We start from the raw sequence: 18,115 nt of genomic DNA on the forward strand, positions 1-18,115 counted from the left end.
CCGGTGAACCCGCCCGACAAGGAGCAAACCCAGTGACCTCTGCCTTCAATCTCTCGCGCCGGACCCTGCTGGCGCTTGCCGGCGCCGGCCTCGCCAGCGCCGTGCTGCCGGTGAAAAGCTTCGCCCAGAGCGGGCGGATGCTGGTGATCGCGTCGAACCAAGACATCCCGAACTTCGACCCGCACACCTCGTCGGGCTATTCGGCCGCCTTCCTGATGCGCAACGTCTACGACCCGCTGGTGCGCGTGGCCGAGAACCCGCCCGCCCCGGTGCCGGCGCTGGCCGAAAGCTGGGAGATGGGCGCGGACGGCGCCTCGTATGTCTTCAAGCTGAACCCCGCCGCCGTGTTCCATTCCGGCGCCCCGGTCACCGCCGAGGACGTGGTCTATTCCTTCACCCGCGCGATGACGCTGGCCAAGGGCAACTCGTGGATGCTGCGCGGCATCGTCGACCCGGCCAAGGTCATGGCGACCGACGCGGGCACCGTCACCTTCACGCTGGAAAAGCCCTTCGCGGCCTTCCTCGCCGTGCTGCCCTGGTTCCCGATCGTCGAGAAGGCCGTGGTCGAGGCGAACCTCGGCAGCGACCAGGGCCAGACCTGGCTGATGACCAACACCGCCGCCTCGGGCCCGTTCACCGTCGCCCGCTTCCAGGTCGGCACGATGTACTACCTCGCCCGGTCGAAAACCGCCTGGCAGGCCGCCGGCGGCAACCTTGACGGCATCATCTGGCAGATCGTGCGCGAGACCGCGAGCCAGCGGCTGATGCTGCAGCGGGGCGAGGCGCATGTCGCCGTCGACCTGACCTCCGAGGACATGGACGCGCTCGAGGGCGCGGCCGGCGTGACCCGGGTGATCGAGCCCGAGTACCGCACCTTCTCGATCAAGATGAACACCGCGCATGGCCCGCTTGCGGACATCAACCTGCGCAAGGCGATCGCCTATGCGACTAACTACCAGGCGATCCTCGACGCCGCGGGCTATGCCGACCTGATGGTCGGGCCGCTGCCGAACGGGATCATGGGCCACGATCCGAACCTGGACGTGCCGCGGATGGACCTGGACAAGGCCAAGGAGTTCCTTGCCAAGTCCGCGACGCCCGAGGGCGGCTTCACGCTGAAGATGGTCCACGTCTCGGGCCTGGAACAGCAGCGTCGCTGGGCGCTGATCATGCTCGACAGTCTCAAGGCGCTCAACATCACGCTCGAGATCCAGCCGATGAACTGGCCCGACATGGTCGCGGCCTGCGCCAGCCCCGAGACCTTCCCCGACCTGTTCCCGGTCTACCAGACCGCGAACTACGGCGATCCGGACAACATCGCCTACGCGGCCTACCACTCGTCGCGCAACGGCGGCTGGCAGAACGCGGTCTACAAGAACCCCGAGGTCGACGCCCTGATCGAAGAGGCCCGGTCCGAGATCGACCCGGCCAAGCGCGCAGCGCTGTACGAGGCCTTCCAGAAGGCCGTCGTCGCCGACAGCCCCGACATCTTCGGCGTGCTCGAGCGGCGCAAGCTTGGCATGCGCGACGCGGTGTCGGGCTATGCCTTCTGCCCCGTGGCCTCGAACGCGGTCGAATGCTGGCCGCTGTCGCTGGCCTGATCGTGGCCTGACCGACGATCCGGGCCCCCGCCGGGGCCCGGACCCCGCACCCGCCTCTCGCCTGCCGGAGACCCGATGATCCGCTTCATCCTGCGCCGCCTGCTTCTGCTGATCCCGGTGATCATCGGGCTGACGATGATCATGTTCGCCATCGCCCGGCTGCTGCCCGGCGACCCGGTGGGCCTGGCCGCCGGACCGAATGCCACCGCGGCCGAGCGCGCGGCGCTCGCGACGGAATTCGGCCTCGACCGCCCGGTGTGGGAACAGTACGCGACCTATGTCGGCGGGCTGGCGCATGGCGATTTCGGCACCTCGCTGCTGACCCGCCGCCCGGTCGGCGCCGACCTTGCCGCCTATCTGCCCGCGACGCTGGAGCTGGTCTTCGCCGCGATGTTCATCGCCGTGGCCCTGGGCATCCCGCTGGGGCTGCTGACCGCGCTCTGGCGCAACCGCTGGCCCGACTACGTCTCGCAGGTGCTGGCGATCGGCGCGATCTCGATGCCGCGGTTCTTCCTTGGCCTGCTGCTGCAGCTGTGCTTCGCGATGTGGCTGATGTGGCTGCCCTTGGGCGGCCGACTGCCGATCATCGTCTTCCCGCCGCAGCCGATCACCGGCTTCATCACCCTCGACGCGCTGCTGACCGGCGACTGGCAGGTCTTCACCACCGCGCTGCGCCACCTGATCATGCCCGCCGTCGCGCTGTCGCTGTCACCCCTGGCGACGATCATGCGGATGATGCGCGCCTCGACGATCGAGGTCATGGGGCAGGACTACGTGATGACCGCCCGCGCGCTTGGCCTGCCGCGCCACAAGATCCTTGGCCGGGTCATCGCCCGCAACGCCGTCTCGGCGACGCTGACGGTGATCGGGCTGTATTTCGGCTGGCTCCTCGGCGGCACCGTGCTGGTCGAGACCGTCTTCGACTGGCCGGGCCTCGGCCTTTACGCCACCAAGGCGATCCTGTCGCAGGACATGATGCCGGTGATCGGCGTCGCGCTGGTGATCGGCCTGATCTTCGTGCTCGCCAACCTGGTGATCGACCTGGCCTACGGCCTCATCAACCCGAAGGTCCGCTACGCATGACCGACGTTCCCGTCTCCGCGCCCCGCAACGAGGGGCTTGCCCGGATGCTCTACCGCTTCCGGCAGAGCAGGCTGTCGATGATCGGCGCCGTCATGGTGGCGCTGGTGCTGCTGTTCGCGGTCTTCGGCCCGGTGCTGGCGCCGTACCCCGAACATGTGGCCGGCGGCGTCGACACCGCCGCGCGCTTCCAGCCGCCCTCGCCCGCGCATCCCTTCGGCACCAACGAACTGGGCCAGGACGTGCTGTCGCTGACCATGGCGGGGACCACGGTCTCGGTTCTGGCGGGCTTCGGCGTGGTGCTGATCGGCGCGGTGATCGGCACCGTCGTGGGCGCGGTCGCGGGCTATGTCGGCGGGTGGACCGACGAGGTGCTGATGCGCTTCACCGACCTTACCCTGACGATCCCGGGCCTGATCCTGGCGATGGCGATCGCCGCCGCGCTGGGGCCGGGGTTCCAGAACATGGTGCTTGCGATCTCGCTGTCGTGGTGGCCCGGCTACGCCCGTCTCGTGCGCGGCGAGGTGCTGGCCGCGCGCGAAGAGGTCTATGTCACCGCAGCCCGCGCGACCGGCGCCGGGCCGGGGCGGATCCTGTTCCGCCACGTGCTGCCCAACTGCGTCTCGCCGATCATCGTGAAGATGTCGCTCGACATGGGCTTTGCGATCCTGACGGTGGCGGGCCTTGGCTTCATCGGCATCGGGGTGCGCCCGCCGACGCCGGAATGGGGAACGCTGCTGTCGAACGCGCGCAGCTACATGCCCGACTACTGGTGGACGGCGATGGCCCCGGGCGCGGCGATGTTCGTCGCCGTCTTCGGCTTCAACCTGCTCGGCGACGGGCTGCGCGACATCCTCGATCCGAAAGGCCGCCGCTGATGACCGCGCCGCTTCTGGAAATCCGCGACCTGCACCTGACGATGCGCTCGTTCCACGGCGAGGCGCATGTGCTCAACGGCGTCGAGCTGACGGTCGAGCGTGGCCAGATCTGGGGCCTCGTGGGCGAGTCGGGCTGCGGCAAGTCGCTGACCGGCCTGTCGATCTCGCGCCTGGTCTCGACACCGCCGGGGCGCTACCCCTCGGGCAGCATCCGGCTCGAGGGGCAGGAGCTGACGGCGCTGCCGCCGCGCGCGATGCAGGCCCTGCGCGGCAAGCGGATCGGGATGATCTTCCAGGACCCGACCACCAACCTCAATCCCACCGCGCGCATCGGCACCCAGCTGGTCGACGTGGCGCTGGCCGCCGCCGCGCATGACCCGCGCGTGCTGGGCCGGGACCGCGCGCCCGGGCCCTTCGCCCGCAAGGCCGCGGCGCGGAAGGTGGCGGTCGAGATGCTGGCCCGCGTCGGCATCCCCGACCCCGAGGCGCGGATGCTCAGCTATCCGCACGAATTCTCGGGCGGGATGCGGCAGCGGGTGCTGATCGCGATGGCGCTGATCGGTCGGCCCGAGCTGCTGATCGCCGACGAGCCGACGACGGCGCTCGACGTCAGCGTGCAGGCGCAGATCCTGAAGCTGCTGAAGGGGATGGTCAGCGATCACGACATCGGCGTCATCCTGATCACCCACAATCTTGGCGTCGTGTCCGAGACCTGCACCCATGTCGCGGTGATGTACGCGGGCAACGTGGTCGAGCGCGGCCCGGTGGGCGAGGTGCTGGGCCGGCCCCGCCATCCCTATACCCGCGCGCTGATGGCCGCGATCCCGACCCGCGGCACCGCCCGCGGCGCGCTGAAGGGGCTCGAGGGCACGGTGCCCGACCTCGTGCGCCCGCCGCCCGGCTGCCGCTTCGCGCCGCGCTGCGCCCGCGCCACCGCCGACTGCGCCGCGGGCCTGCCCGCGATGCGGGCCGCCGGCGCCGGGCACGAGGTCGCCTGCCTCCACCCGATCGAGGAGCCCGCCGATGCCTGATCCGATCCTGCAGATCGAGACCGTCTCGAAGGTCTATCCGGGTCGCGCGGGGCTGTTCGGCCGATCCGCCCCGGTCGAGGCGCTGAAGGGCGTCTCGCTCTCGGTCGGGCGCGGGGAAAGCTTCGGCCTCGTGGGCGAGAGCGGGTCCGGCAAGACGACGCTCACCCGCTCGATCCTGCGGCTGGAAAGCCCCACCTCGGGCCGGATCCTGTTCGAGGGGCAGGACATGGCGACGATCTCGCCGGCGGCGATGCGGGCGCTCAGGGCGCGGATCCAGATCGTGTTCCAGGATCCCTATGCCTCGCTGAACCCGCGGATGACGATCCAGCAGATCATCTGCGAGCCGATGGTGGTGCACCGCGCCACGCTCGGCCTCTCGGCCGCGCAGCGGCGCGACCGGGCGGCAGAGCTGCTGACGCTCGTGGGCCTCGGGCCGCAGCACCTGTCGCGGCATCCGCACGAATTCTCGGGCGGCCAGCGCCAGCGGATCGGCATCGCGCGGGCGCTCGCGCCCAAGCCCGACCTGCTGCTCCTGGACGAGCCGACCTCGGCGCTTGACGTCAGTGTCCAGGCGCAGGTGCTCAACCTGCTGATCGAGCTGCAGGACCGGCTGGGGCTGACCTATTTCTTCATCAGCCACGACCTCGCGGTGGTGCGCTATCTCTGCGACCGGGTCGCGCTGATCCACCGCGGCACCCTGGTCGAGGAGGGCCCGACCGAGGCGATCTTCGAAGCGCCGGCCAGCGACTATGCCCGCGGCCTGATCGCCGCCGCGCCCGAGATCCGGCTGCCGGCCTGACCGTGCCGCCGCCCGGGGCGCCGGTCCGGTCCCGGCGGGCGCGCGGGGCAGGGCGGCCGACGCCCGCGCGATCTGACGGCGGTATCAGACGGAGTCTGGCAGCGGGATGAATTCCGCGTCGTCGCCCGGCGGCAGGTGGAAGCGGCCATGGGTGAAGTCGCCCTGCTTCCACGACAGCTTCGCCGCCTCGATCCGCTCGGGCGACGAGGCGACGAAGTTCCACGAGATGTAGCGCGGCCCGTTCATCGTGGCCCCGCCCAGAACCATCAGCCGCGCGCCGTCGGACCCGGCGGTGACGCTGATCCGGTCGCCGGGGCGGAACACCATCATCCGGCCTTCCGGGAAGGTCTGGCCCGCGACGGTGATCGCGCCCTGCGAGACGTAGATCCCGCGGTCCTCCTGCCCGTCGGGCAGCGGCAGCTTCGCGCCCGGGGCCAGAACCACGTCGGCATAGAAGGTCTCGGTGAAGGTCTTCACCGGCGAGCGGATACCCCAGGCCTCGCCCAGGATCAGCCGCACCTGCTTGCCGCCCTCGTCGAGCGTCGGCAGCGCCTCGCGGCCGTGATGCTCGAACGAGGCGCCGCGGTCCTCGGCCTCCTCGGGCAGCGCGACCCAGGTCTGGATGCCGAAGAGCGCGCCGGGCTTCTGGCGCATCTCCTCGCTCGTGCGCTCGGAATGGGTGACGCCCTCGCCGGCGATCATCCAGTTCACCTCGCCCGGATAGACCATCTGGTCGGCGCCGGTGCTGTCGCGGTGGTGGAACTCGCCCTTGTAAAGGTAGGTGACCGTCGCGAGGCCGATGTGGGGATGCGGGCGCACGTCGATGCCGCCGCCGGTCAGGAATTCCGCCGGGCCCATCTGGTCGAAGAAGATGAACGGCCCGACCATCTGGCGCTTGGGCGCAGGCAGCGCCCGGCGCACCTCGAACCCGCCGAGGTCGCGGGCGCGCGGGATGATCAGCGTCTCGATCGCGTCGAGGCTTTCGGGCAGGCCCTGGGGACAGTCGGGCGTTTGGGTGGGATTCCAGCTCATGGTGTCAGCCTTTCCTCGGGGCGGCCGCGGGCGGCCATGCCGCCGCCCGGCAGGGGCGGCGGACCGGGTGTCATCAGTGGGCGGGCATGTCGAAGACCAGCAGCGCGCCGTCGGTCTGCCATACCAGCGCCGGCGGCGTCTCGCGCAGCGCGACCCCGTCGCCGGTGGCCAGACGCTCCTCGCCCATCCGGGCGATGCCCTCGACGACCTGCACGAAGACCGCGCGCCCCGGCGCCACCTCGATCGCGCTCACCGCGCCGTCGGCGGGCCGCAGGAAGCTGACGCGCGTGTCCGATCCCAGCCGCAGCGGCCCCTCGCGCCCGGCGACAAGCCCCTCGGCCAGCGGCACGGTCTGATAGCCGGGCGCGCCGCCGGGCGTGTCCGGGATCAGCCAGGCCTGCAGCACATGCGCTGCCTCGGTCTGCGAGGCATTGACCTCGGAATGGGTGATCCCGTCGCCGGCGCGCATCAGCTGGACCTGGCCCGGGGCCAGCTCGGCGCGGTTGCCAAGGCTGTCCTCGTGCCGGATCCGCCCCGACAGCACCAGCGTCAGGATGTCGAACCCGGCGTGATCATGCGCGGCGAAGCCGGCACCGGGGACGATCCGGTCCTCGTTCAGCACCCGCAGCCGGGCGAAGCCCATCCGCGTCGGGTCGTCGTACTCGCCGAAGGAAAAGGTGTGGAACGCGTCGACCCAGCCTTTCCGGCTGCGGCCGCGCGCCATCCGGTCGTGGATCAGGCTCATGGCTCGGCTCCTTGCGTTGTCGTGTCGAAGTGACGGGCGAGGGCGGCGATCTCGCCCTCGCGCAGCTCGTGGCCGCCCTCGTGCAGCACCAGCTCGGCCTGCGCGCCCTGCGCGCGGTACCAGCCGGCCAGCGCCTCGGTATGGCCGGGCGGCGTGATCGGGTCGTTCCGGCCGCCGGTCAGCAGCACCTGCCGCCCCGCCAGCCCCGGCTGCGGCGCCGGGGTCCAGGGGATCAGCGGATGCAGCAGCGCGATGCGTTCGAACAGGCCGGGCGCGGCGAAGCTGACCGCCGCCAGGATGTTGGCGCCGTTCGAATAGCCGAAGGCGAAGGCGGGCGTGCCCGCCACGAGATGCCCGCGGATGAAGGCGATCATCTCCTCCGTCCGCCGGGCGAGGTCCTCCATGTCGTAGACGCCCTCGCCGGTGCGGCGGAAGTAGCGGTTCATCCCGTGTTCCGACACCGCGCCGCGCGGCGCCACCAGCCCGGCGCCGGGCCAGAGCCGGCGCACCAGCGGGGCGAACTGGTGTTCGTCGCCGCCGGTGCCGTGGAAGGCGAAGATCAGCGGGCCTCCCGGGGTGACCAGCGCGTGCATGTCAGGCCTCGATCGGTTGCAGGTGGGTTTCCAGCGCCGCGCGCAGATGTTCGTGCTGGCGCGGCAGTTTCAGCGCCTCGCCCAAGTGGGCGGGGGCCTCGTCGCGGTCGAAGCCCGGCGCGTCGGTCGCGACCTCGAACAGCACGCCACCGGGGGTCCGGAAGTAGACCGCCCAGAAATAGTCGCGGTCGATCGGCGGCGTGACCTGATAGCCGGTGTCGGCGATCGCCTTGCGCACCACGTCCTGCGCGGCGCGGTCCGGCACCGAGAAGGCGATGTGATGCACCGAGCCGCCACCCTGCCGGGCCTGCGCCGCGCCGGGCAGCACCTCGATGTCGATCACGTCGGCGCCATTGCCGCCGGGCACCCGGTAGCGGGTGACGGCGCCCTCGGTCGCCTCGACCTCGTAGCCCATGAACCGCAGCAGCTCGCCCGTCGCGCCGCCGTCGCGCAGCCGCAGCGCGGCGCCCTTGAACCCCAGCACCGCCGCGTCGGCCGGCACGTCGGCGGTCCAGCCGCGGCGCCCGTCGCCCGCGCTTTCCACCAGCGCGAACCGGTCGCCATCGGGGCCGGCGAAGCGCAGGTGCGTCTCGCCGAAGCGGGTCGCCAGCTGGCCGTCGACGGCGCCCAGCCGGTCCTGCCAGAAGCCCAGGCTGCCCTCGGGCACGGCGAAGACCGTTTCGCCGACCTCGCCGGTGCCGGCGCGGCCGCGGGCGATGTGCGGGAAGGGGAAATAGGTCATCACGCTGCCCGGCGTGCCGGCGCCATCGCCGTAATACAGGTGGTAGACGTCGGGGGCGTCGAAGTTCACCGTCTTCTTCACCCGCCGCAGGCCGAGGGTGCCGGTGAAGAACGCGTTGTTGGCGCGCGCGTCCGAGGCCAGCGAGGTGACATGGTGAAGGCCGTTGATCGGAAGGGTCATCGCAGCTCTCCTGAAATCCGTTGACTGCAAGATGGGTCGTCCCGGCATTCCCGTGAATGGGCATAAATTGTCATTCACCATTTCACTTTGCATGGGTAATCTCCGGCCGCGCGGCGCGGCGGACGGCGCCGGGGCCGGGCCGCGGGGGCACACATGGGCGAGATCGAGGAGCTGCGCGTCTTCCTGGCGGTGGCGCAGGAGCAAAGCTTCGTCGGCGCCGCGCGGGCGCTGGGCCTGCCGCCGCCCTCGGTCACGCGCGCGGTCGCGGCGCTCGAGGCGCGGCTGGGGGTGCAGCTGTTCATCCGCACCACGCGGCGGGTGTCGCTGACGCCCGCTGGGGCCGATTATGCCGCCCGGGTCGACCCGCTGATCGCCGATCTCGGCCGCGCGACCGAGGCGCTGCGCGAGCGCCACGGCGACACCGCGGGGCTGATCCGGCTGAACGCGCCGATCACCTTCGGCGCCGAGACGCTGCCGGCGCTGATCGCGGCCTTCCGCGTCACCCACCCGCAGGTGAGCTTCTCGATCGTGCTGTCCGACAGCTTCGTCGACAGTGTCGACGACAGCTTCGACGTGGCGATCCGCATCTCGCGCGCGCCGCGCGAGGTCTCGGGGATCTGGCGCAAGATCTGCCGCATCGACCGGGTGCTGGCGGCGGCGCCCGGCTACCTGGCCGCGCGCGGCCGCCCCCGGACCCCCGCGGATCTCGGGCGCCACGACTGCATCGCCCATGACGTGCTCGCCCGGGCCGAGACCTGGGAGCTGACCCGTGACGGCGAGACCCAGCGCCACCGCGCCGGGGCCGAGTTCGCGGCCAACAGCGCGGCGCTGATGGCGGGGCTGGCGCGGGCGGGGCAGGGGGTGGTGCTGCTGCCGCGCTTCATGGTCGAGGCCGACCTGCGCGCCGGGCGGCTGGAGCAGGTGCTGCCCGACTGGTCGGCGCCCGAACTTTGGCTGACGCTCTACTACCCGCCGCTCGACCGGATCCCGGCCCGGCTGAAGCTGTTTTCGGACCATGCCGAGCGCTTCGTCACCGGCTCGGCCGCCTTCGATCATCCCGGCGGCGGTCGCTGACAGCGACCCGAAAGCCACAACACAGCGATTCCCTATCGTTTTCGTAAGGTAATTGCGCGCGCGGAATTGACATATCCTACTGTTTCACTCGATTACTCGCGGCACCCCGAAACCGCGTATCCCCGAGGCCCCGATGACCCTTTCGCGCACCGCCCTTCTGATGCTGGGCGCCTGCAGCCTGCCCCTTGCCCCGGTTCCGGCCCAAGCCCAGGACCGGCAGGCGGGGGACGAGCTGGTGCTGGACACGATCACCCTGACCGCCACCCCCGACAGCACCGTCGCCGCCGAGGGCTATGTCGGCCCCTACAGCCAGGGCGCGACCAAGTCCTCGACCCCGGTGGCCGGGATGCAGCAGTCGGTCTCGGTCATCACCACCGACCAGATCCGCGACCAGGGCGCCGAGACGCTGGGGCGGGCGCTGTCCTATACCGCCGGCGTGGTGGGCGAACCCTTTGGCGCCGATCCCCGCTTCGACAGCCCGACGATCCGCGGCTTCGAGGCGCGCGGGGCGCAATATGTCAACGGCCTGCGCCAGCTGCGCTACATGGGCGCGCCGGCCTACGAGACCTATGGCCTGCAGCAGGTCGAGGTGCTGAAGGGCCCAAGCTCGTCGCTGTACGGCGCGGGCAGCCCGGCGGGGATCATCAACCAGGTCTCGAAGCGCGCGCAGGACGTCGACTTCGGCGAGGTCGGCCTCGGCTTCGACAGCAACGACTCGTCGCAGGCCTTCTTCGACGTGAACCGCGCCGCCTCGGACGACCTCGCCTTCCGGCTGACCGGCATCGGCCGCGACAGCCACACCCAGATCGATGAGCTGGGCAACGAGCGCGGCTATCTCGCGGGCGCCCTGCGCTGGCGCCCGGACGCCTTCACCACCATCGACGTGATCGCCTCCTATACCCAGGACAGCCCGATCTCGCCGACCGGCGTGCCCTATGCCCTGACCGAAACCGCGAGCGGCCGCACCCTGCGAGAGCTGCAGACCGGCGAGGAGGACTGGGACCGGTCCGACCGGCGGATGTGGAACACCGGCGTCGAGATCAGCCACGAGCTCGACACCGGCTGGACGCTCAGCCAGGGTGTGCGCTACGAGGCGTTCGACTGGGACTACACCGGCACCTATGTCTCGGGGCTCAGCGCAGACGGCAGCCAGATCCTGCGCGGCGCAAATGCCCAGGACGAGGACACCACCGGCCTCAACCTCGACACCCGGCTTGCCGGCGTGGTCACCACCGGCGCCGTCACCCACCGGCTGCTGTTCGGCCTGGATTTGCGCCGGTACGAAGCCGATACGACCACGGAATTCTTCTACGGCACGCCGCTTGACTGGCGAAACCCGGATTACGGCGACATTCCGACCGGCAGCGCCTGGTACACCTCGATCACCTCGGTCGAGCAGACGCAGGTCGGCCTCTATGCCCAGGACGAGTTCGAGATCGGCAACTGGCGCGGCAGCGTCGCGCTGCGGCAGGACTGGACCGAACAGACCGGCGACACCTACACCAACTTCGCCGGCGACGGCACGATCGACCAGAGCGACAGCGCGCTGACCGGGCGCGCCGGCCTTGGCTATCAGTTCGCGGGCGGGGTGATGCCCTATGTCAGCTACGCGACCTCGTTCGACCCCGAGATCGGCACCGACGAGGATGGCGACACGCTCGACCCGCTGACCGCCCGGCAGTGGGAGCTGGGGGTGAAGTACCAGCCCGCGGGCATGGCCGCGCTGTTCACCGCCGCGATCTACGACCTGCGGCAGGAAAACGTGACCGTGGCGCTTGGCAACGGCCTCAGCCGCCAGATCGGCGAGGTGACCTCGCGCGGCCTCGAACTCGAGGCCACGGCAGAGCTGACCCCGGACTGGAGCCTGCGCGCGGGCCTGTCCTGGAACGACACCGAGCAGGTCGGCGGCACCACCGACGGGCTCGAGATGCCGAATGCGCCGGAACGGCTGGCGAGCCTGTGGCTGGACCATGACCTCGGCAACGGCGTCAGCCTCGGCGGCGGGGTGCGCTACATCGGTGCGCGCAAGGGCGACCTAGCCAACACCTACGACCTCGACGCCGTCACCCTCGTCGATCTTGGCGCGCGGTACGAGCGCGGCGCCTACAGCGCCTCGCTCAACCTCTCGAACCTGACCGACGAGGTCTACGTCGCCAACTGCGGCACCTTCGGCTGCTTCTACGGCGAGGGGCGCACGGTCACCGCCCGCGTCACCTACAAGTGGTGAGGGCGCCGGGGCCCGCGCTTCCCCGAGGGGCCCCCGCCACACCGCTCGCGAGCCGCCGCCGGATCCGTCCGGCGGCGGTTTCGTTATGTCCGGCGGGAAATAACACTTGCCCTCGCGCGGCGCGGCTGGTTATTTCCAGTGGTACATAACGAAAGGGCCCTCCCCATGCTGCGCGCACTGCTCCTCGCCTCGGCCGTCTCGCTTGCCGCAGCGCCCCTTCACGCCGCCGAGATCACCGTCTTCGCGGCGGCCAGCCTGAAGACCGCGCTCGACGATTTCGCCGGCACCTACGAGGCGGGCACCGGCGACACGCTCTCGATCAGCTACGCGGGGTCCTCCCAGCTCGCCAAGCAGATCGAGGCGGGGGCGCCGGCGGACGTGTTCATCTCGGCCTCGGTCGACTGGATGGACGCGGTCGCGGATGCGGGCATGGTCCGGGACGGCACCCGGCGCGAGCTTCTGGGCAACACGCTGGTGCTGATCGCGCACGACCCCGCGGCGGCCCCGGTGGCGATCGGGCCGCAGGCCGACCTGCCGGCGCTGCTGGACGGAGGCAGGCTGGCGATGGCGCTGGTCGACAGCGTGCCGGCGGGCCAGTACGGCAAGGCGGCGCTGACCCACCTGGGCCTGTGGGACGCGGTCGCGCCCGCGGTGGCGCAGGCCGACAACGTCCGCGCGGCGCTCGCGCTCGTCTCGACCGGCGAGGCGCCCTATGGCATCGTCTATGCCACCGACGCGGCGGCCGACCGCGGCGTCTCGGTCGTCGGCACCTTCCCGGCCGACAGCCACCCGCCGATCATCTACCCCGCCGCGCTGACCCGGGACGCCAGGCCCGAGGCGGCGGCCTTCCTCGAGGCCCTGTCGGGCCCCGAGGCGAAGGCCGCCTTCGAAGCGCAGGGCTTCACCGTCTTCGGCCGATAGGGCATCCTGCCGCGCAGCATGACGGACTGGCTGACGCCCGATGAATGGCAGGCGGTGATCCTGAGCCTGCAGGTCTCGGCCGTGGCGGTCGCCGCGAGCCTGCCCCTCGGCGTGGCCGCGGCCTGGCTGCTGGCGCGGCGGCGGTTCTGGGGGCACGGGCTGCTGAACGGGCTGGTGCACCTGCCGCTGGTGCTGCCGCCGGTGGTCACGGGCTACCTGCTGCTGCTGACCTTCGGCCGCCGCGGCCCCGTCGGCGCGCTGCTGGACGACTGGTTCGGGCTCGTGCTCGCCTTCCGCTGGACCGGAGCGGCGCTGGCCGCCGCGGTCATGGCCTTCCCGCTGATGGTCCGCGCGATCCGGCTCGCGTTCGACGCGGTGGACGAGGGGGTCGAGCAGGCGGCCGCCACCCTCGGCGCCTCGCGGATGTGGGTCTTCCTCACCGTGACCCTGCCGCTGATCCTGCCCGGGATCATCGCCGGCGCGATCCTTGCCTTCGCCAAGGCGATGGGCGAGTTCGGCGCCACCATCACCTTCGTGTCCAACATCCCCGGCCAGACCCAGACGCTGCCCTCGGCGATCTACGCGCTGCTTCAGGTCCCGGGGGCCGAAACGCGGGCCGGGCGGCTGGTGCTGATCTCGGTCGGGCTGGCGATGGCGGCGCTGGCGCTGTCGGAATGGATCGGCCGCCGGGTCGCGCGCAGGATCGCGGGCAGATGACGCTGTCGGTGGCGATCCGCCTCGCGCGGCCCGGCTTCGACCTCGACGTCGCCTTCGCGGCGCCGCAGGGGGTCACGGCGCTGTTCGGGCGGTCGGGCGCGGGGAAGACGACCGTGGTGCAGGCGGTCGCGGGGCTCTTGCGCCCCGACCGCGGCCGCATCGCGCTGGGCGACCGGGTGCTGTCCGAGGGGCGCACCTTCCTGCCGCCGCACCGCCGCCGCATCGGCTATGTCTTTCAGGACGGCCGGCTGTTCCCGCACCTGAGCGTGCGCCAGAACCTGCTTTACGGCCGCTGGTTCGCCGGGGCCCGCGCCACGGCCGAGATCGGCCCCGTGGTCGAGATGCTGGGAATCGGCGCGCTGATGCACCGCCCGACCGCCGGTCTTTCGGGCGGCGAGAAGCAGCGCGTGGCGCTGGGGCGGGCGCTGTTGTCGGGGCCCGAGCTGCTGCTGATGGACGAGCCGCTCGCCGCGCTCGACCAGGCCCGCAAGGACGAGATCCTGCCCTATCTCGAGCGGCTGCGCGACGAGACGCGGCTGCCGATCCTGTACGTCACCCATGCCGCGTCCGAGGTCGCGCGCCTGGCCACGACCGTCGTCGTGCTGGACCGGGGCCGCGTCGCCGCCGCAGGTCCGGTGGCCGAGGTGCTGTCCGACCCCGCCGCCGGGGCGGTGCTGGGCCTGCGCGAGCTTGGCGCGGTGATCGAGGCGCGGATCCTTGCGCACGACGCCGACGGGCTGACGCAGCTTGCGTGGTCGGGCGGGCGGCTGATCCTGCCGCATGTCGCCGCGGCGCCGGGCACGCAGGTCAGGGTGCGCATCCATGCCGAGGACGTGATGATCGCGCGCGCGCCGCCGCAGGACATCTCGGCGCTGAACGTGCTGCCGGCGGTGGTCGAGGCGGTGCGGCTGGGCGAGGGGCCGGGCGCGCTGGTCCGGCTTGCGGTCGGCCAGGACCGGATCCTCGCCCGCGTCACCCGCCGCTCGGTCGAGGCGCTGGCCCTTGCGCCCGGGACCCCGTGCCACGCGGTGCTGAAATCCGTGGCCGTCGCCAAGGGCGACATCGGCCACGGCGCCTGAGGCGTCAGACCAGCGCGAGGCTGGGGAAGGGCACCCGGTCGCCGACGCGGCCGATGCTGGCGGCCTCGGCGAAGCCGTGGCGGCGGAACGCCTCCAGCACCTCGGCCTCGGCCTCGGGGGCGCAGGCGACCAGCAGCCCGCCCGAGGTCTGCGGGTCCGACAGCAGCGACTGCACCTCGCCCGGCACGCCGTGCGGCAGCGCCACGTCGGCGCCGTAGCCCATCCAGTTGCGCGCCGAGGCGCCGGTGACGACACCGGCCCGCGCCAGGTCCAGCGCGCCCGGCAGCAGCGGCACCCGCGCCCAGTCGATCTCCAGCCGGCAGCCCGCGCCCCGCGCCATCTCGAGCGCGTGGCCCGCAAGGCCGAAGCCGGTCACGTCGGTGATCGCATGCACCCCCGCCAGCGCCGCAAGCTCGGGCCCCGCCGCGTTCAGCCGCGTCATCGAGGCGACCATCGCCTCATAGCCCGCGGCGTCCAGCACGCCCTTCTTCAGCGCCGCCGACATCACGCCGACGCCCAGCGGCTTGCCCAGCACCAGCCTGTCGCCCGGCTGCGCCTCGGCATTCTTCTTCACCAGCTTCGGGTCGACCACGCCCAGCACGACCAGCCCATAGATCGGCTCGACGCTGTCGATCGTGTGCCCGCCCGCGATCGGGATCCCGGCCGCGGCACAGGCATCGCCGCCCCCGGCGAGGATCTCGCTGATCGTCTCGTGGCTGAGCACGTTGATCGGCATGCCCACGACCGCCAGCGCCAGGATCGGCGTCGCGCCCATCGCGTAGACGTCCGAAATCGCGTTGGTCGCCGCGATGCGGCCGAAATCGCGCGGGACGTCGACGATCGGCATGAAGAAGTCGGTGGTGGCGACCAGGGCCTGGGTCTCGTTCAGCTTGTAGACCGCGGCATCGTCCGAGGTCTCGATGCCGACGATCAGCGCCTCGGGCACCGGGAAGCCGCCGGTGCCGCGCAGCAGCTTCGACAGCACCCCGGGCGCGATCTTGCAGCCGCAGCCGCCGCCATGCGACAGCGAGGTCAGCCGCGGCTCGGTGGATGTGTCGGTCACGGCGTGTCTCCTTCGGCCAGGGCCAGTGCGTGAACGATCCCGGCCACGCGGTCGGCCAGGCCCGGCAGGGCCCCGGGCGCGAGATCGGGGGCCGGCACCTCGGTCACCCCGACCTCGAACCGGCTTCGGTGGCGGGCGTAGCGCGGATCGTAGTGCAGGTCCATCAGCTGATCGGCGAGCGGCACGAAGTCGCCCGCCTCGGCCAGCCGCAGCCAGTCCTCGATGATCTCGCCCGCGTGCCAGGGGCGCAGCGCCTCGAGCGTCGCGGCCAGGCGCGCGCGGTCGGCGGTCACGTCGGCATAGGCCCGCGCGAGATACTCGGCCCGGGCGGCCCGCGGCGCGGCCAGCGCGATGCGTGGCGCCTCCTGCATCGCGCGCCACAGCCGCGGCGGCAGCCGGCACTGGCCGACCTTGGCGCTTTCCGCCTCGACGACGACCGGCCGCGTCGGGTCGAGCGCGGCGATCGCCATCGCCAGCCGGGTCTCGAACCCCTTCTGCGCCGGCTGCGGCCCCATCGCCCCGAACAGCGAGCCGCGGTGATTGGCCATCCCCTCGAGGTCCAGCACCTGCACGCCGCGGGCCGGCAGCAGGTTCAGCACCTCGGTCTTGGCCGATCCGGTGTTGCCGTCCAGCACCACGACCGGGCAGGGGAACGGCGCGTCGTAGAGCGCCTGCACCACCAGCTGCCGGAACGCCTTGTAGCCGCCGGCCACCGTCTCGACCCGCCAGCCGATCTGCCCGAGGATCGTCGCGAAGGACCCCGAGCGCTGGCCGCCGCGCCAGCAGTAGACCAGCGGGCGCCAGGCGCCGTCGCGGTCGGCAAGCGGGCCCGCGATGTGATCGGCGGCGTTGCGCGCCACCAGCGCCGCGCCCAGCTTGCGCGCGTCGAATGGCGACACCTGCTTGTAGATCGTGCCGACCCGCGCCCGCTCCTCGTCGTCGAGCACGGGCAGGCTGATCGCGCCCGGCACGTGATCCTCGGCGAATTCCGAGGGCGCGCGGACGTCGATGATGTCGTCGAAGCCCAGCGCGGCGATCTGGGACAGCGAGGTCAGGGTGACGGCCATGATGGGGGCACGGTCTCCGTGGAAAAAGGGGGGGCGGATCAGCCGGGGATCAGCGCCCGGTAGCCTTCGAAGGTGACATTGTGCGCCACCATGCGCGCCGCGGCCTCGGCCTCGGTCGAGCGGATCGTCCAACACAGGATGCCGGCGCCGGCGGCCTTCAGCTCGGCCACGCGCGGGCGGGCGAGGTCGTCATGCTCGTGGCTGATGAAGCTGGCGCCGACGCGGTCGTAATCGGCGATCTCGCGCAGCGCGTCGCAGGCGGCGGCGGGCAGGAACACCCAGTCCGTGGGCCGGTAGGACGAGGTGGTGAGGCCGACGGCGATGTCGGGGCGCGCGGCATGGAAGGCCGCGACCGCGTGCGGGTTGAACGACATCACGGCCAGCGGCCCGGCATAGGTGCCAAGGGCGGCGGCGACCTCGGCCTCGAAGCCGCGGGTGTCGGGCCCCATCGCGCCGTCCTGGTCCTTGATCTCGACCAGCAGCGGCACCCGGCCCGCGACGATCTCCAGCACCTCGGCAAAGCTCGGGATGCCGTCCTCGGCATCGATCAGCCGCGTCGCCGCAAGCTCGTCCGCGGTGAAGGCGTTGATCTTGCCCGGCCGCCCGGTCAGGCGCTTGAGGTCATAGTCGTGGAACACCATCGGCCGGTTCTCGGCCGAGGGCTGCAGGTCGATCTCGATCGCATAGCCGGCCGCGACCGCCGCCCGGATCGCGGCCCGCGAGTTCTCGGGCCGCCCGGCGGCGCGGTCGTGCCAGGCACGATGCGCGACCGGCAGGCGCAGGAAATCGGGGTGCAGGGCGGCCGGCATCGCGATCAGGCCAGTTCGAAGATCGCTTCGATCTCGACCGCGACGCCGCGCGGCAGCGAGCCCGCCGAGACGGCCGAGCGCGCGTGGCGGCCGGCATCGCCGAAGATCTCGACGAACAGGTCCGAGGCGCCGTTGACCACGACCGGCTGGTCGATGAAGTCGGGGGTCGAGTTTACGAAGCCCACCAGCTTCACCACCCGCGCGATCCGGTCGAGATCGCCACCGCAGGCGGCGCGGGCCTGGGCGATCAGCGACAGCGCGCAGCGGCGCGCGGCCTCGGCGCCGGCGGCGGTGTCGAGCGCATCGCCGACCTTGCCGGTGATCAGCCCGTCCGGGCCCTGGCTGATCTGGCCGGAAACATACAGCATCTTGCCCGAGATCACGTAGGGCACGTAGTTGGCGGCCGGCATCGGCGCCTCGGGAAGCTCGATCCCCAGGGCGGAAAGGCGGCTGTCGATGGTCCCGGACATGATGGTC

Annotated in this window: 18 protein-coding genes; 10 read left to right on the forward strand and 8 right to left on the reverse strand. The window is 71.7% G+C overall.

Annotation, left to right across the window (positions count from 1 at the left end; genetic code table 11):
- Positions 1-32: 32 nt before the first annotated feature.
- The 5 genes from V8J39_RS19130 (at position 33) to V8J39_RS19150 (ending at position 5,389) form a co-directional block, all read left to right on the forward strand.
- Positions 33-1,601, forward strand: a complete 1,569-nt coding sequence (locus tag V8J39_RS19130; RefSeq protein WP_336462565.1) for an ABC transporter substrate-binding protein — start codon at positions 33-35, stop codon at positions 1,599-1,601.
- A 75-nt stretch (positions 1,602-1,676) separates the two neighbouring features.
- The gene (locus V8J39_RS19135; RefSeq protein ID WP_336462566.1) at positions 1,677-2,684 is read left to right on the forward strand and encodes an ABC transporter permease; all 1,008 of its coding nucleotides are present in this window, start codon (positions 1,677-1,679) and stop codon (positions 2,682-2,684) included.
- The gene (locus tag V8J39_RS19140) at positions 2,681-3,559 is read left to right on the forward strand and encodes an ABC transporter permease (protein ID WP_336462567.1); all 879 of its coding nucleotides are present in this window, start codon (positions 2,681-2,683) and stop codon (positions 3,557-3,559) included. Before V8J39_RS19135 ends, V8J39_RS19140 begins: the two co-directional genes overlap by 4 nt.
- Positions 3,559-4,590 carry an ABC transporter ATP-binding protein gene (locus V8J39_RS19145; protein ID WP_336462568.1) on the forward strand — a complete coding sequence of 344 codons (1,032 nt, stop codon included), beginning with the start codon at positions 3,559-3,561 and terminating at the stop codon, positions 4,588-4,590. The genes V8J39_RS19140 and V8J39_RS19145 overlap by 1 nt, the downstream gene beginning before the upstream one ends.
- On the forward strand, positions 4,583-5,389 hold the full coding sequence (locus V8J39_RS19150) for an ATP-binding cassette domain-containing protein (RefSeq protein WP_336462569.1): 807 nt from the start codon (positions 4,583-4,585) through the stop codon (positions 5,387-5,389). Before V8J39_RS19145 ends, V8J39_RS19150 begins: the two co-directional genes overlap by 8 nt.
- Positions 5,390-5,473: 84 nt before the next feature.
- Here the strand turns inward: V8J39_RS19150 and V8J39_RS19155 are convergent, their stop codons facing one another.
- The 4 genes from V8J39_RS19155 to V8J39_RS19170 all read right to left on the reverse strand — a co-directional run bounded on the left by V8J39_RS19155 (position 5,474) and on the right by V8J39_RS19170 (position 8,681).
- Positions 5,474-6,421 (reverse strand): pirin family protein, encoded by a 948-nt coding sequence (locus tag V8J39_RS19155; protein ID WP_336462570.1) that lies wholly within the window; start codon positions 6,419-6,421, stop codon positions 5,474-5,476.
- A 73-nt stretch (positions 6,422-6,494) separates the two neighbouring features.
- Entirely contained in the window at positions 6,495-7,166 is a 672-nt protein-coding gene (locus V8J39_RS19160) for a pirin family protein (RefSeq protein WP_336462571.1), read from the reverse strand.
- Positions 7,163-7,759 carry an alpha/beta hydrolase gene (locus V8J39_RS19165; RefSeq protein WP_336462572.1) on the reverse strand — a complete coding sequence of 199 codons (597 nt, stop codon included), beginning with the start codon at positions 7,757-7,759 and terminating at the stop codon, positions 7,163-7,165. The genes V8J39_RS19160 and V8J39_RS19165 overlap by 4 nt, the downstream gene beginning before the upstream one ends.
- 1 nt (position 7,760) lies before the next feature.
- Positions 7,761-8,681, reverse strand: coding sequence for a VOC family protein (locus tag V8J39_RS19170; protein ID WP_336462573.1), 921 nt, complete (start codon positions 8,679-8,681; stop codon positions 7,761-7,763).
- A gap of 153 nt (positions 8,682-8,834) precedes the next feature.
- Between V8J39_RS19170 and V8J39_RS19175 the strand changes: the two genes are divergently transcribed.
- From V8J39_RS19175 to modC, 5 genes are all read left to right on the forward strand, one after another.
- Complete coding sequence (locus V8J39_RS19175; protein ID WP_336462574.1) at positions 8,835-9,755, forward strand: LysR family transcriptional regulator; 921 nt, start codon at positions 8,835-8,837, stop codon at positions 9,753-9,755.
- Positions 9,756-9,888: 133 nt separating this feature from the next.
- The gene (locus V8J39_RS19180; protein ID WP_336462575.1) at positions 9,889-11,982 is read left to right on the forward strand and encodes a TonB-dependent siderophore receptor; all 2,094 of its coding nucleotides are present in this window, start codon (positions 9,889-9,891) and stop codon (positions 11,980-11,982) included.
- 165 nt (positions 11,983-12,147) lie between these two features.
- A complete protein-coding gene (modA, locus tag V8J39_RS19185; RefSeq protein WP_336462576.1) occupies positions 12,148-12,903 on the forward strand; it encodes a molybdate ABC transporter substrate-binding protein in 756 nt (251 codons plus the stop codon).
- A gap of 18 nt (positions 12,904-12,921) precedes the next feature.
- Entirely contained in the window at positions 12,922-13,620 is a 699-nt protein-coding gene (modB, locus tag V8J39_RS19190; RefSeq protein ID WP_336462577.1) for a molybdate ABC transporter permease subunit, read from the forward strand.
- Positions 13,617-14,699: a molybdenum ABC transporter ATP-binding protein gene (gene modC / locus V8J39_RS19195; RefSeq protein WP_336462578.1), complete on the forward strand. Its 1,083-nt coding sequence runs from the start codon at positions 13,617-13,619 to the stop codon at positions 14,697-14,699. The genes modB and modC overlap by 4 nt, the downstream gene beginning before the upstream one ends.
- Before the next feature lie 4 nt (positions 14,700-14,703).
- Here modC and selD read toward each other — a convergent pair whose 3' ends face one another.
- From selD to V8J39_RS19215, 4 genes are read right to left on the reverse strand one after another with little or no spacing between them, the layout of a single operon-like run.
- Complete coding sequence (gene selD / locus V8J39_RS19200; RefSeq protein ID WP_336462579.1) at positions 14,704-15,762, reverse strand: selenide, water dikinase SelD; 1,059 nt, start codon at positions 15,760-15,762, stop codon at positions 14,704-14,706.
- Entirely contained in the window at positions 15,759-16,829 is a 1,071-nt protein-coding gene (gene mnmH, locus V8J39_RS19205) for a tRNA 2-selenouridine(34) synthase MnmH (protein WP_336462580.1), read from the reverse strand. Before mnmH ends, selD begins: the two co-directional genes overlap by 4 nt.
- 38 nt (positions 16,830-16,867) lie before the next feature.
- The gene (locus V8J39_RS19210; RefSeq protein ID WP_336462581.1) at positions 16,868-17,638 is read right to left on the reverse strand and encodes a glycerophosphodiester phosphodiesterase family protein; all 771 of its coding nucleotides are present in this window, start codon (positions 17,636-17,638) and stop codon (positions 16,868-16,870) included.
- A gap of 5 nt (positions 17,639-17,643) precedes the next feature.
- Positions 17,644-18,108, reverse strand: a complete 465-nt coding sequence (locus V8J39_RS19215; protein ID WP_336462582.1) for a RidA family protein — start codon at positions 18,106-18,108, stop codon at positions 17,644-17,646.
- Positions 18,109-18,115 lie beyond the last annotated feature (7 nt).

It is taken from the genome of Frigidibacter sp. MR17.24 (genome assembly GCF_037095655.1).
In the GTDB taxonomy this organism is placed as follows: Bacteria; Pseudomonadota; Alphaproteobacteria; order Rhodobacterales; family Rhodobacteraceae; genus Frigidibacter.

Bases quoted from the DNA above. Each gene is read 5' to 3' on its own strand.
- V8J39_RS19165 (WP_336462572.1), bottom strand. From the start codon at position 7,759: ATGCACGCGCTGGTCACCCCGGGAGGCCCGCTGATCTTCGCCTTCCAC.
- V8J39_RS19150 (WP_336462569.1), top strand. From the start codon at position 4,583: ATGCCTGATCCGATCCTGCAGATCGAGACCGTCTCGAAGGTCTATCCG.
- V8J39_RS19180 (WP_336462575.1), top strand. From the start codon at position 9,889: ATGACCCTTTCGCGCACCGCCCTTCTGATGCTGGGCGCCTGCAGCCTG.
- V8J39_RS19170 (WP_336462573.1), bottom strand. From the start codon at position 8,681: ATGACCCTTCCGATCAACGGCCTTCACCATGTCACCTCGCTGGCCTCG.
- V8J39_RS19140 (WP_336462567.1), top strand. From the start codon at position 2,681: ATGACCGACGTTCCCGTCTCCGCGCCCCGCAACGAGGGGCTTGCCCGG.
- V8J39_RS19210 (WP_336462581.1), bottom strand. From the start codon at position 17,638: ATGCCGGCCGCCCTGCACCCCGATTTCCTGCGCCTGCCGGTCGCGCAT.
- modC (WP_336462578.1), top strand. From the start codon at position 13,617: ATGACGCTGTCGGTGGCGATCCGCCTCGCGCGGCCCGGCTTCGACCTC.
- V8J39_RS19160 (WP_336462571.1), bottom strand. From the start codon at position 7,166: ATGAGCCTGATCCACGACCGGATGGCGCGCGGCCGCAGCCGGAAAGGC.
- modB (WP_336462577.1), top strand. From the start codon at position 12,922: ATGACGGACTGGCTGACGCCCGATGAATGGCAGGCGGTGATCCTGAGC.
- modA (WP_336462576.1), top strand. From the start codon at position 12,148: ATGCTGCGCGCACTGCTCCTCGCCTCGGCCGTCTCGCTTGCCGCAGCG.
- V8J39_RS19145 (WP_336462568.1), top strand. From the start codon at position 3,559: ATGACCGCGCCGCTTCTGGAAATCCGCGACCTGCACCTGACGATGCGC.
- V8J39_RS19175 (WP_336462574.1), top strand. From the start codon at position 8,835: ATGGGCGAGATCGAGGAGCTGCGCGTCTTCCTGGCGGTGGCGCAGGAG.
- V8J39_RS19215 (WP_336462582.1), bottom strand. From the start codon at position 18,108: ATGTCCGGGACCATCGACAGCCGCCTTTCCGCCCTGGGGATCGAGCTT.
- mnmH (WP_336462580.1), bottom strand. From the start codon at position 16,829: ATGGCCGTCACCCTGACCTCGCTGTCCCAGATCGCCGCGCTGGGCTTC.
- V8J39_RS19155 (WP_336462570.1), bottom strand. From the start codon at position 6,421: ATGAGCTGGAATCCCACCCAAACGCCCGACTGTCCCCAGGGCCTGCCC.
- V8J39_RS19135 (WP_336462566.1), top strand. From the start codon at position 1,677: ATGATCCGCTTCATCCTGCGCCGCCTGCTTCTGCTGATCCCGGTGATC.